This window comes from Streptomyces sp. NPDC025638 (assembly GCF_055558775.1).
This window is the reverse complement of the sequence record NZ_JBVHLX010000013.1, coordinates 81,450-94,207: the sequence shown is the minus strand read 5'-3', so window position 1 is coordinate 94,207 and position 12,758 is coordinate 81,450. Positions and strand designations below refer to the sequence as shown.

Genomic DNA, 12,758 nt, shown 5'->3' with positions numbered 1-12,758 from the left:
TTCACGTGATCTACGCGGCATTAACTTGTGACAAGTGATCGTCAGTGGATACGTTTACCGGGCAGCGCGGTACGTCGGCTTTCTGTGCCGCGCCGGTTATCGCTGTCGCACGAAAGGCTTCCGCATGCTCTCCGGGAACGGTCGTCACCGTCGCCCCCGTCAGGCTCCGGCCCTCCTCGTCGCGGCCGGAGTGACCGGCTCCGCCATCGCCATCCCGCTCCTGGGGGCCGCGAGCGCCAACGCGGCCGACGGCACCACATGGGACAAGGTGGCCGAGTGCGAGAGCGGCGGCTCCTGGAGCGCCGACTCCGGCAACGGCTACTACGGCGGTCTGCAGATGTCGCAGGACGACTGGGACAAGTACGGCGGCCTCGCGTACGCCTCCAGCCCGGACGAGGCCAGCCGTTCGCAGCAGATAGCCGTCGCGGAGAAGGTTCTCGCCGACCAGGGCACCAAGCCCTGGGCCACCTGTGCCCTGCTCTCCGGGCTCACCGCGAGCTCCGGGTCGGTCGATGTCGACACCGGCGTCTCGGCATCCGATTCGCCCGGCTCATCCGATTATTCGGACTCCTCTGATTCATCCGACTCATCCGATTCACGCTCGAAGTCGGACTCCTCGGGGAAGGCTTCCCCCTCGGCGAACGCCGACGAGGGGAACGGGGCGAAGGGCAAGAGCGAGGGCAAGGGCGAAGATTCCGCCAAGTCGGACAAGTCGGAATCCGAAGGCTCGGGTAACTCGCAGGGGAGTGGTGGCGCGCCCACGGAAGTCCCTAAAACGGACGATTCCGACAACTCGTGGCAAAGCGGGGGGTCTTGGAGTCTGGTCGACACCGGCGCGATCGGGGGCGGCCGTCACCGCGGGGGTAATGCGGACGAAAACGCAGCAAACGGGCAGGGCTCGGCCTCGGTGGGTCGTCACGCCTCGCGCACCTACACGGTTCGCGACGGCGACACTCTCGCATCCATCGCCGACTCCCTTGACGTCGACGGCGGATGGCGTGCGCTCTATGCCGCAAACAAGGCCGCCATCGGCACCGACCCGAACGACATCACCCCCGGTCAGACCCTGGACGTCGCTACCGAAATCGGCGAAAAGTAGCGGGAGTTGACGTCCCACTTTCACGCCCAATGTCCGGTTTGGTGAAAGTGTGGGATGAGTCTCAGAAGCCCTGATCGTCTTTGGAATTCCCCGGATCGCGTGTCTACGGTCGAGTCCGCTCGTCACCACGAGCCCCGGCTGTCGCAACGCCGAGTCCTGCCAGCGGCCGCACGGGAACAGTCGTCGCGTCACGCGCCGTAGGCAGGAGCGGGGGACCCAAGGTAAGTGCCGCGCCGGACAGTTGAGCCGGAGCGGCTAGGGGTGGAGCCACGCCTCCCAGCGGAGGTGTGGCCGGGCAACTCAACCGGCCCGAACCCGACAGCTCACCTCGCAGGCGTCGGTGAGGGGATCCATCCATGCTGTTTTCCGCCCAGGGCAAGCACCGTCGTCCCTCGAAGGCCAGGGCCACCCGTGCCATCGCGCTCGCCGGTGTCGCCTGCGCCGCCGTCGTCGCCCCGCTGATGGCCTCCGGCGCCGCCTCGGCCGCCACCGCCTCCGAGTGGGACGCCGTAGCCAAGTGCGAGTCCGGCGGCAACTGGTCCATCAACACCGGCAACGGCTACTACGGCGGTCTGCAGTTCTCCGCCTCGACGTGGTCCGCGTACGGCGGCGCGAAGTACGCCGGCACCGCCGACAAGGCCACCAAGGCGCAGCAGATAGAGATCGCCGAGAAGGTCCTCGCCGCCCAGGGCGAGGGCGCCTGGCCGGTCTGCGGCACGGGCCTGTCCAGCACCCCCTACGGCGGCGCCGCGGCGAGCACCGCCCCCCGGGCGACCGAGAAGCCGGCCGCCTCCCGCTCCGCCGAGCGCCCGGCCGCGGCCAAGACCGTCACCACCCCGACCGGCAAGAAGGTCAAGAAGGGCGACGGCGAGTACAAGGTCGTCAAGGGCGACACCCTCGGCTCGATCGCCCAGAAGCACAAGGTCAAGGGCGGCTGGCAGAAGCTGTTCAAGCTGAACAAGAACATCGTCCAGGACGCGGACCTCATCTACCCGGGCCAGCAGCTCCACCTGAAGTGATGCGCGGCCGGTAGCCCGGCTGCAAGAACCGCAGCCGCCCCCGTCCCCACGGTCTCCCCGCCCCGGTGCGTATTCCCCCGTACGCGCCGGGGCGGGGCTTGTTCATGGGGCGCTGTGTTCGAGCCGTTCTCCACCCCGCCTTTGTTTCGAGCCGGAACAATGGGTACGGTCGGACCCTGTCCACGGGACGGTCGGTCGGTGGCCGATGCCCCCGGGACGGTTAGGCTCTAGTCGCAAGGCACCCAGCCCCGCACTTCCAGCGTCACATCCATGAAGGAGATGCTCGTGCCGTCCATCGACGTCGTCGTAGCCCGGGAAATCCTGGACTCCCGAGGCAACCCCACGGTCGAGGTCGAGGTCGGCCTCGACGACGGCAGCACGGGTCGTGCCGCCGTTCCGTCCGGCGCCTCCACCGGCGCCTTCGAGGCCATCGAGCTCCGCGACGGCGACCCGAACCGCTACCTGGGCAAGGGCGTCGAGAAGGCCGTTCTCGCCGTGATCGAGCAGATCGGCCCGGAGCTGGTCGGCTACGACGCCACCGAGCAGCGCCTGATCGACCAGGCGATGTTCGACCTGGACGCCACCGACAACAAGGGCTCGCTCGGCGCCAACGCCATCCTCGGCGTCTCCCTCGCCGTCGCCCACGCCGCCTCCGAGGCCAGCGACCTCCCCCTCTTCCGCTACCTGGGCGGCCCGAACGCGCACCTGCTGCCGGTGCCGATGATGAACATCCTGAACGGCGGCTCGCACGCCGACTCCAACGTGGACATCCAGGAGTTCATGATCGCCCCGATCGGCGCGGAGTCCTTCTCCGAGGCGCTGCGCTGGGGCGCCGAGGTCTACCACACCCTGAAGAAGGTCCTGAAGAGCAAGGGCCTGGCCACCGGCCTGGGCGACGAGGGCGGCTTCGCCCCGAACCTCGGCTCCAACCGTGAGGCCCTCGACCTCATCCTGGAGGCCATCAAGCAGGCCGGGTACGTCCCCGGTGAGCAGATCGCGCTCGCGCTCGACGTCGCCGCGTCCGAGTTCTACAAGGACGGCAAGTACGAGTTCGAGGGCAAGTCCCGCTCGGCCGCCGAGATGACGGAGTACTACGAGGAGCTCGTGGCGGCCTACCCGCTCGTCTCCATCGAGGACCCGCTGTTCGAGGACGACTGGGCCGGCTGGAAGGTCCTGACCGACAAGCTCGGCGACAAGGTCCAGATCGTCGGCGACGACCTGTTCGTCACCAACCCGGAGCGCCTGGCCCGCGGCATCGAGGAGGGCACCGCCAACGCCCTGCTCGTGAAGGTGAACCAGATCGGTTCGCTGACCGAGACCCTGGACGCCGTCGAGATGGCCCAGCGCAACGGCTTCAAGTGCATGATGTCCCACCGCTCCGGCGAGACCGAGGACGTCACCATCGCCGACCTGGCCGTCGCCACCAACTGCGGCCAGATCAAGACCGGCGCCCCGGCCCGCTCCGAGCGCGTCGCCAAGTACAACCAGCTGCTGCGCATCGAGGAGATCCTCGACGACGCGGCGGTGTACGCCGGCCGCAGCGCCTTCCCGCGCTTCCGGGGCGGCGTGGAGATCTCCAAGGGCTGAGCCCGGTAAGGGCAAGGCTTAGCCAGTCGTACGTACGTCCCCGTACCCGGTCCCGTACCGTGTCCGGGGACGTACGCACGTATGAGGGAGGCGGGGACATGGCCGCGAAGGACCGGGACCGGTTCTCCACCGCGACCAGACTGCGACTGCTCGGCGAGCAGACGGCGGCCCGGGTCTACCGCTCCCAGACCAAGCGGCAGGCCCGCCGGTCCCGGCTCACCGGCCGGGCCGCGTTGCTCGCCCTGGTGCTGTGCACGATGGTGGTGGCCCTGGCCTATCCGATGCGGCAGTACGTCTCCCAGCGCGCCGAGATCGCCAATCTGGAGCGGCAGCGGCAGCGGGCCCAGGAACGGGTCGAGCAACTGCGCGACCTCAAGGCGCGCTGGCAGGACGACTCCTTCGCCGAGCAGCAGATCCGCCGGCGGCTGCACTACGTGATGCCGGGGGAGACCGGTTACGTCGTGATCGACCCCGGTGCGGCCAAGCAGGCGCACGCTTATCTGGGGGCGGCCGACCGCCCCTGGTACGCCAACGTCTGGGACGGGGTCGACAAGTCCGACGCCTTCGACCAGTGAAGCCGGCGGCGCCCGGACGACGCCGGCCAGTGAACCGACAGCCAGAGAAAGACAGCCTGAAGACAGTCATGGAAACGCCCCCGCCGCCCACTCCGCGCACCGAGCCCACCGACGCGGACGTCGAGGCCTTCAAGCAGCAGCTCGGGCGTCCGCCGCGCGGGCTGCGGGCGATCGCGCACCGGTGCCCCTGCGGTCAGCCGGACGTCGTGGAGACGGCTCCGCGCCTGCCCGACGGCACGCCCTTCCCCACGCTGTACTACCTGACGTGCCCGAAGGCCTCCTCGGCCATCGGCACCCTGGAGGCGAACGGCGTCATGAAGGAGATGACGGAGCGGCTACAGACGGACCCGGAACTGGCCGCCGCCTACCGTGCCGCGCACGAGGACTACATCCGGCGCCGGGACGAGATCGAGGTGCTGACGGGCTTCCCGAGCGCCGGCGGTATGCCGGACCGGGTGAAGTGTCTGCACGTGCTGGTCGCCCACTCGCTGGCCGCCGGGCCGGGGGTGAACCCCCTCGGCGACGAGGCGCTCGCGATGCTGCCCGAGTGGTGGATGAAGGGGGCCTGTGTGACGGTCCCGAAGGAGGAGGACCGGTGACCCGGGTCGCCGCGATCGACTGCGGTACGAACTCCATCCGTCTGCTGGTCGCCGACGCGGACCCGGAGACGGGTGAACTCATCGACCTGGAGCGCCGGATGACCATCGTGCGGCTCGGCCAGGGCGTCGACAGCACCGGACGGCTCGCTCCGGAGGCGCTGGAGCGGACCTTCGCCGCGTGCCGCGAGTACGCGGCGGTCATCAAGGAGCACGGCGCCGAGCGGCTGCGGTTCGTGGCCACCTCCGCCTCCCGGGACGCCGAGAACCGCAACGAGTTCGTCCGGGGCGTCCTCGACATCCTCGGAGTAGAGCCGGAGGTCATTACGGGTGACCAGGAGGCCGAGTTCTCCTTCACGGGCGCCACGAAGGAGCTCACCGGCCGCGACGACCTCACCAGGCCCTACTTGGTGGTGGACATCGGCGGCGGCTCCACCGAGCTGGTCGTCGGCGACGACCACGTGGGGGCCGCGCGGTCCGTGGACGTGGGCTGTGTGCGGATGACCGAGCGTCACCTGGTGCACGAGGGCGTCGTCAGCGACCCGCCCACCACGGAGCGGATCGCCGCCATGAGGGCCGACATCGAGGCCGCCCTCGACCTCGCCGAGGAGACGGTCCCGCTGCGCGAGGCGCACACCCTCGTCGGGCTCGCCGGCTCGGTCACGACGGTGTCGGCGATCGCGCAGGAGCTGCCGGAGTACGACTCAGCCCGCATCCACCACTCCCGCGTCTCCCACGACCGGGTCCGGGAGATCACCGAGTGGCTGCTGCGCTCCACCCATGCCGAGCGGGCCCGGATCCCGTCCATGCATCCGGGCCGGGTCGACGTGATCGGCGCCGGGGCCCTCGTGCTGCTGGCGATCATGGAGCGGATCGGCGCCGAGGAGGTCGTGGTGAGCGAGCACGACATCCTCGACGGCATCGCGTGGTCGGTGGCGTAGACCCGCCCTTGCGGGGTGGTCCGGGTCTCTTTTCCTACTGGTCAGTAGCTCTCTGCTGAGCAGTTCGCATAGCGTATGAGCGCGTTCCGGGGGCGGTGACACACCCCTTCCGGGCGCGCTCCCGAGAAAGTTCGTGAAGTTCTTCACAAGGAATTCGGCCCTGTCGAGGGGCCGAAGGTCCTTCATTGAGCCGTACGAGGGTTCAGCGGCCCTCGGAGCGCACTTGAGAGGGCGTCACGGAGGCGCTCGGCGACGGTGTCGCCGGAGGGTCGCGCAAGGGGTCTCACAGGCCCTCCGAACGGACGGAGAGGCAGCTCACGCGGCATTGACAACAGGTCATCAGGCACAGTGGTTCCGGCTTGTCGACATGACCTGTGTCACGCGGGTCGCGGAGTGTAGCACGCACCCTCAAGAAGCTTGTGAAGGGGCGCACGAGCGGCCCCCTAGGGGCGGGTGGATACTCGATGGCATGAGCACCACGGAGCGTCCCAGGATCCTCGTAGTAGGCGGTGGGTACGTAGGCCTGTACGCAGCTCGGCGCATTCTCAAGAAGATGCGCTACGGCGAGGCGACCGTCACGGTCGTCGACCCCCGGTCGTACATGACCTACCAGCCCTTCCTGCCCGAAGCCGCCGCCGGCAACATCTCCCCTCGCCACGTCGTCGTCCCGCTGCGACGCGTGCTGCCGAACGCGGAGGTTCTCACCGGCCGGGTCACCACCATCGACCAGGACCGCAAGGTCGCGACGGTCGCCCCCTTGGTCGGCGAGGCGTACGAACTGCCCTTCGACTACCTGGTGATCGCGCTCGGCGCGGTCTCCCGTACCTTCCCGATCCCCGGCCTTGCCGAGCAGGGCATCGGCATGAAGGGCATCGAGGAGTCCATCGGACTGCGCAACCACGTCCTCGAGCAGCTCGACAAGGCCGACTCCACGACCGACGAGGAGATCCGCCGCAAGGCGCTCACCTTCGTCTTCATCGGCGGTGGCTTCGCCGGTGCGGAGACCATCGGTGAGGTCGAGGACATGGCCCGGGACGCGGCCAAGTACTACAAGAACGTGTCCCGTGAGGACATGCGCTTCATCCTCGTCGACGCCGCCGACAAGATCCTTCCCGAGGTCGGGCCGAAGCTCGGCCAGTACGGCAAGGAGCACCTGGAGAGCCGCGGTGTGGAGATCTACCTCTCCACCTCCATGGACTCCTGCGTCGACGGTCACGTGGTCCTGAAGAACGGCCTCGAGGTCGACTCCAACACGATCGTCTGGACGGCCGGCGTCAAGCCGAACCCGGCGCTCGCCCGCTTCGGCCTGCCGCTCGGTCCGCGCGGTCACGTCGACTGCGCGCCGACGCTCCAGGTCCAGGGCACGGACTACATCTGGGCCGCGGGCGACAACGCCCAGGTGCCGGACGTCGCCGCCCGCAAGGCCGGTGTCGAGAACGCCTGGTGCCCGCCCAACGCCCAGCACGCGCTGCGCCAGGCCAAGGCGCTCGGCGACAACGTGATCTCCGGTATGCGGGGCTTCCCGCAGAAGGACTACTCGCACGCCAACAAGGGCGCGGTGGCCGGTCTCGGTCTCCACAAGGGCGTTGCGATGATCGTCATGGGCAAGACGAAGATCAAGCTCAAGGGCCGGCTGGCCTGGTACATGCACCGTGGCTACCACGGTATGGCCATGCCGACCTGGAACCGCAAGATCCGCATCTTCGCCGACTGGACCCTCGGCATGTTCCTCAAGCGCGAGGTCGTGTCGCTCGGCGCCATGCAGAACCCGCGCGAGGAGTTCTTCGAGGCCGCCAAGCCGGCGCCGGTCGCCGCCGCGAAGACCGGGGAGAAGGCCAAGGCCTCCTGACCTCAGGGGCCTTCTGCCCCAGGTCACCGAAGTGCCCGAAGGGGCCGCCCGCCATCCGTGGTGCGGGCGGCCCCTTCGGCATGCACGGCGGCGGATGCCCCGTGCCGCGGTCGGCCGTGCCGCTTCGTGGCGTGGCGTCGGTGTGATGGTTGGGAGAGCGTGTCGGCACAGGCCGGGTGAGGGGGAATGACGTCGGCGTGGGCGGTCGTTCACCGGTAGACCGGGTGGAGACCGGAACCAATGGGCCGATACCTTTCACGGAGGTGCGCCATGGCCGACGCCGCGTCGCGGCTGACTAGTCTCGCCGAGCAGCTGCTGGGAGAACCGCTCCCCGTACGGATCCGCGCCTGGGACGGCTCGCGGTCCGGCCCGCCGGGCGCCCCGACCCTGGTCGTCCGCAATCGCCGCGCCCTGCGCCGCCTGCTGTGGAAGCCGGGCGAACTGGGCCTGGCCCGGGCCTGGGTGGCCGGCGACCTGGAGATCGAGGGCGATCTCTACACCGCCCTCGACGCGATGTCCGCACTGGTGTGGGAGCGCGCGGAGGGCTCCAGGACCCTCTTGCAGGCGCTGCGCGACCCGGACGTCCGGGCGGCCGCCGTCCGGCTGCTGAGGCTCGCCGGCCCCCCGCTGCCGCCCGCCCCGCCCCGGGAGGAGGTCCGCCGCACCACCCGCCGTCTGCACACCCGGCGCAGCGACCGACGCGCCATCAGCCACCACTACGACGTCGGCAACGACTTCTACGAGCTCGTCCTCGGCCCCTCCATGGTGTACTCCTGCGCCTACTGGGAGGACGCCGGCACCCTTGAGTCCGCCCAGCGCGACAAGCTCGAACTCGTCTCCCTGAAACTCGGCCTGACACCGGGGCAGCGGCTCCTCGACGTCGGCTGCGGCTGGGGCTCGATGGCCATGCACGCGGCCCGTGAGCACGGCGTGAGCGTCGTCGGCGTCACCCTGTCCCAGGAGCAGGCCGCGTACGCCCGCAAACGCGTCGCCGACCAGGGCCTCACCGACCGGATCGAGATCCGGGTGCAGGACTACCGGGACGTCGCCGACGGCCCGTACGACGCGATCTCCTCCATCGGCATGGCCGAACACGTCGGCGCGGAGCGCTACTTCGAGTACGCCACCAATCTGTACGGCCTGCTGAAACCGGGCGGCCGGCTGCTCAACCACCAGATCGCCCGCCGTCCGCAGCGCGACGAGTCGTCGTACCACCCGGACGCGTTCATCGACGCCTATGTCTTCCCCGACGGCGAGCTCGCCCCGCTCGGCTCCACCGTCACCCAGCTGGAGCGCGCCGGGTTCGAGGTGCGCGACGTGGAGTCGATCCGCGAGCACTACGCCCTCACCCTCCGCCGCTGGGTCGCCGCTCTGGACGCCGGCTGGGACCGCGCGGTACGGCTCACCAGTCCCGGTCGCGCCCGTGTCTGGCGCCTGTACATGGCGGCCTGCGCCCTCGCCTTCGAACGCAATCGCATCGGCGTCAACCAGGTCCTGGCGGTGCGCACACCCGAGTCGGGCACGTCCGGGATGCCGTTGCGTGCCCGCGTGTGGAGTGCGTGAGGCCACATGAGAGAGGGGCCCCGCTCCGTCTCCGGAGGGGGCCCCTCGGCAGTGATGAGTACTACACCGCTATTCCGCCTTGATCGCCGCCAGCATGTTCAGGCGGGCCGCCCGCCGGGCCGGCCACAGCGCGGCCAGGACGCCGACCGTCCCGGCCAGCAGGAGGAAGAGGCCCATCCGGGCCCACGGCAGGACCAGCTCGTACGTCGCCATCTTCGTGCCGAGCAGCTCTCCGGCCGCCCAGCCGAAGAACACTCCGAGCCCGATGCCCAGCACCCCGCCGAACAGGGAGATGACCAGGGACTCCAGACGGACCATCCGCTTGACGGCCTTGCGGTCCAGGCCGATCGCGCGGAGCATGCCGATCTCCTGGGAGCGTTCGAAGACCGACATCGCCAGGGTGTTGATGACACCGAGGACCGCGACGATCACCGCCATGGCCAGCAGGCCGTAGACCATGTTCAGGATCAGCGTGAACATCTGTGCGATCGAGTGGGACAGGTCCTTCTTGTCCTGGACCTTGATCGCAGGGTTGGTGCCGAGGGCCTTCTCCAGTTTGTCCTTCGTCGCGCTCGACGCACCGTCCGCCGTCTTCAGCATGACCTGCATGTCGGCCGGGTCGCTCTGGTGCGGGGAGAGGGCCGTGTTGTCGAGCATGATCCCGTGGATCATCTCGTTGCCCTCGTAGATCCCGGCGACCGTCAGCTTCTGCTGCTTGCCGTCCTCGTAGTGGACGGTGAAGCTCGAACCTGTCTTCCAGCCGTAGGACTTGGCGCGCTCGTCGTCGACGACGACCTGGGAGCCGCCCACCTTGAAGGTGCCGCTGTCGACCTTCAGATCGGTCAGCTTGCCGATCGCGGAGCCATTGACGCCCGTCAGGAACTCGGTCTCGCCGTCGATGCGCGCGGGCGCGTTGCGCAGCGGGCTGATGGCGGTCACGCCGTCGGTGGCGGCGAGCTCGCGGGCCACCTTGGGGGAGAGCTCGTTGCCGTTCGCCATCGAGACCACGTAGTCCGCGCGCAGCGCCGAACTGGCCATCTTGTCGATGGACTTCTGCAGGCTGCCCGCCATCACCGTCATACCGGTGATCAGGGTCAGGCCGATCATCAGCGCCGAGGCCGTGGCGGCCGTACGGCGCGGGTTGCGGACCGAGTTCTGGCGGGCGAGCTTGCCCGAGACGCCGAACACGCGCAGCAGCGGGGCGGCCGCGGCGATCAGCGGGCGGGACAGGAGGGGGGTGAGGACGAACACGCCGATGATGAGGAGGACCGCGCCGAGAGCCATGGGCGCCTCGCCGTCCGAGCCGTCCATCGTCGTGGCCGCCAGGACCACCGCCACACCGGCCGCCGAGAACAGGGCGCCGATCGTGTTGCGCAGCACCAGCGACTTGGTGGTCGCCTTGGCGTGGACGCTGTTCATCGCGGCCACCGGCGGGATCTTCGCGGCCCGGCGGCCCGGCAGCCACGCCGCCAGCATGGTGATGACGATGCCGACCGTGAGGGCGGCCGCGACCGTGCCCGGCGAGACGACCAGCGGCCCGTCCGGGACGGTCGCCCCGATCGAGCCCATCAGGGAGCGCAGTCCGGCGCCGATGCCTATGCCCGCGACCAGACCGGTCACACCGGCCACCGTGCCCACCACGAAGGCCTCGATCAGCACCGACCGGGTGACCTGCCGGCGAGAGGCGCCGACCGCCCGCATCAGGGCGAGCTCCCTGGTGCGCTGGGCGACCAGCATGGTGAAGGTGTTGGCGATGATGAACGTGCCGACGAACAGCGCGATGCCCGCGAACACCAGCAGCATCTGACGCAGGCCGCTCATGCCGTCCGAGATCTGCCGCGCCTGGTCGTCGGCGAGCGTCTTGCCCGTGGTGGTCTCGACGAGCTTGGCCGGCAGCGCCTTGTCCAGCGCGGACTTGAGCGCGCTCTGGCTGGTGCCCGGCTTCGCCCGGACGTCGATCTCGTCGAACGAGCCCTTCTTGCCGAACAGGTGCTGCGCGGTCGCGGTGTCGAAGAGCGCGAGGCTTCCGCCCGCGGCGACATTGCCGTCGTCGGTGGTGAAGATGCCGGTGATCTTCGGCGTCAGCACGGGGCCGTCGACCGAGATGCGCACGGTGTCGCCGACCTTGTAGCCGGCGCGCTCAGCGGTCCTGGAGTCGATCAGCACCTCGCCCTTGCCGCTCGGGGCGTGGCCGTCGACGAGCGGGTACCGGGTGTCCTTGGTGCCCCAGTAGTTGCCGCCCTGCGACTGCCAGCCGCCGCCGATCAGCTTGCCGTCCTTGTCGGCCATGGCGGTGAACCCGTTGACGACGCCGATCGCGGAGGCCGCCCCCGGTACCCCGGCGCTCTTGTCGAGCAGCGCCCGGGTGAGCTCGGGGGTCTTGCCGATGGTGTTGCCCTTGTCGTCCTGGGCCTTCGGCGTCACGGCGACGTCGACCTGGTCGAAGCCCTTGGCGGAGCTCTTCTGGTAGGCGTCCGAGATGGTGTTGGTGAAGACCAGGGTCCCCGAGACGAACGCGACGCCGAGCATCACGGCGAGCACGGTCATGAGGAGCCGGGCCTTGTGCGCGAATACGTTGCGCAAGGCGGTGCGGAGCATGGGTTCTCTTCGATCCGTGGTGTGGTCGGCGGTCAGCTGGTGCGGCCCTTGGCGTCGAATCGCTTCATGCGGTCGAGCACCGAGTCCGCCGTCGGGCCGTGCATCTCGTCGACGATCCGGCCGTCCGCGAGGAACACCACCCGGTCCGCGTAGGCAGCGGCCACCGGGTCGTGGGTCACCATCACCACCGTCTGGCCCAGCTCCCGGACGGAGTTGCGCAGGAAGCCCAGCACCTCGGCGCCGGAGCGCGAGTCGAGGTTTCCGGTCGGCTCGTCGCCGAAGATGATGTCGGGCTTGGCGGCCAGGGCACGGGCGACGGCGACGCGCTGCTGCTGGCCGCCGGACAGCTGGGACGGGCGGTGGCCGAGCCGGTCCGCCAGGCCGACCATGCGGATCACCTGGTCGAGCCACTGCTTGTCCGGCTTACGGCCCGCGATGTCCATCGGCAGGGTGATGTTCTCCGCGGCCGTCAGCGTCGGCAGCAGGTTGAACGCCTGGAAGATGAACCCGATCTTGTCCCGGCGCAGCTTGGTCAGCTGCTTGTCCTTCAGCGAGCCGAGCTCGGTGTCGCCGATGCGCACGGACCCGGAGGAGAACGTGTCCAGACCGGCCACACAGTGCATCAGCGTCGACTTGCCGGACCCGGACGGCCCCATGATCGCGGTGAATTCGGCCTGGCGGAACTCGACGGAGACCCGGTCGAGGGCGACCACCTGGGTCTCGCCCTGTCCGTAGATCTTCGACAGATCCGTGGCACGCGCGGCCACTGTGGTGGTCCGGTCGGCGATGGGTGTGGTGGTCACGGAAGGGCACTCCTGTCGGGACGGCGGTGTTCGTCGGTACTGATCCATCGTCCCGGCCGTCCACCGCCGAGTAGTCACCCGCTGTTCCCGTTCCAGAGACAGACTCCGGTCGGACCGGAGGGCGCCGT

Annotated in this window: 10 protein-coding genes and 1 riboswitch; of the genes, 8 read left to right on the top strand and 2 right to left on the bottom strand. The window is 69.4% G+C overall.

Going from position 1 to position 12,758, the window contains the following annotated elements; genetic code table 11:
• Positions 1–124: 124 nt before the first annotated feature.
• The 8 genes from ACZ4EG_RS30570 (at position 125) to ACZ4EG_RS30535 (ending at position 9,229) form a co-directional block, all read left to right on the top strand.
• Positions 125–1,099, top strand: coding sequence for a transglycosylase family protein (locus tag ACZ4EG_RS30570; protein ID WP_467793070.1), 975 nt, complete (start codon positions 125–127; stop codon positions 1,097–1,099).
• Between the two features lie 183 nt (positions 1,100–1,282).
• Positions 1,283–1,451: riboswitch (cyclic di-AMP (ydaO/yuaA leader) on the top strand.
• Between the two features lie 4 nt (positions 1,452–1,455).
• A complete protein-coding gene (locus tag ACZ4EG_RS30565; protein WP_467792839.1) occupies positions 1,456–2,118 on the top strand; it encodes a transglycosylase family protein in 663 nt (220 codons plus the stop codon).
• A 279-nt stretch (positions 2,119–2,397) separates the two neighbouring features.
• Entirely contained in the window at positions 2,398–3,705 is a 1,308-nt protein-coding gene (eno, locus tag ACZ4EG_RS30560) for a phosphopyruvate hydratase (protein ID WP_390710008.1), read from the top strand.
• 98 nt (positions 3,706–3,803) lie between these two features.
• Positions 3,804–4,280: an FtsB family cell division protein gene (locus tag ACZ4EG_RS30555; protein WP_390709925.1), complete on the top strand. Its 477-nt coding sequence runs from the start codon at positions 3,804–3,806 to the stop codon at positions 4,278–4,280.
• Between the two features lie 68 nt (positions 4,281–4,348).
• Positions 4,349–4,879: a DUF501 domain-containing protein gene (locus ACZ4EG_RS30550; RefSeq protein ID WP_453555116.1), complete on the top strand. Its 531-nt coding sequence runs from the start codon at positions 4,349–4,351 to the stop codon at positions 4,877–4,879.
• Positions 4,876–5,817 carry a Ppx/GppA phosphatase family protein gene (locus ACZ4EG_RS30545; RefSeq protein ID WP_467792838.1) on the top strand — a complete coding sequence of 314 codons (942 nt, stop codon included), beginning with the start codon at positions 4,876–4,878 and terminating at the stop codon, positions 5,815–5,817. Before ACZ4EG_RS30550 ends, ACZ4EG_RS30545 begins: the two co-directional genes overlap by 4 nt.
• A 469-nt stretch (positions 5,818–6,286) precedes the next feature.
• On the top strand, positions 6,287–7,666 hold the full coding sequence (locus ACZ4EG_RS30540) for an NAD(P)/FAD-dependent oxidoreductase (RefSeq protein WP_453555112.1): 1,380 nt from the start codon (positions 6,287–6,289) through the stop codon (positions 7,664–7,666).
• 270 nt (positions 7,667–7,936) lie between these two features.
• Positions 7,937–9,229: a class I SAM-dependent methyltransferase gene (locus ACZ4EG_RS30535; RefSeq protein WP_467792837.1), complete on the top strand. Its 1,293-nt coding sequence runs from the start codon at positions 7,937–7,939 to the stop codon at positions 9,227–9,229.
• Between the two features lie 69 nt (positions 9,230–9,298).
• Here ACZ4EG_RS30535 and ACZ4EG_RS30530 read toward each other — a convergent pair whose 3' ends face one another.
• The gene (locus ACZ4EG_RS30530) at positions 9,299–11,827 is read right to left on the bottom strand and encodes an ABC transporter permease (RefSeq protein ID WP_467792836.1); all 2,529 of its coding nucleotides are present in this window, start codon (positions 11,825–11,827) and stop codon (positions 9,299–9,301) included.
• 32 nt (positions 11,828–11,859) lie between these two features.
• Positions 11,860–12,630: an ABC transporter ATP-binding protein gene (locus ACZ4EG_RS30525; protein ID WP_453555106.1), complete on the bottom strand. Its 771-nt coding sequence runs from the start codon at positions 12,628–12,630 to the stop codon at positions 11,860–11,862.
• Between the last annotated feature and the right edge of the window lie 128 nt (positions 12,631–12,758).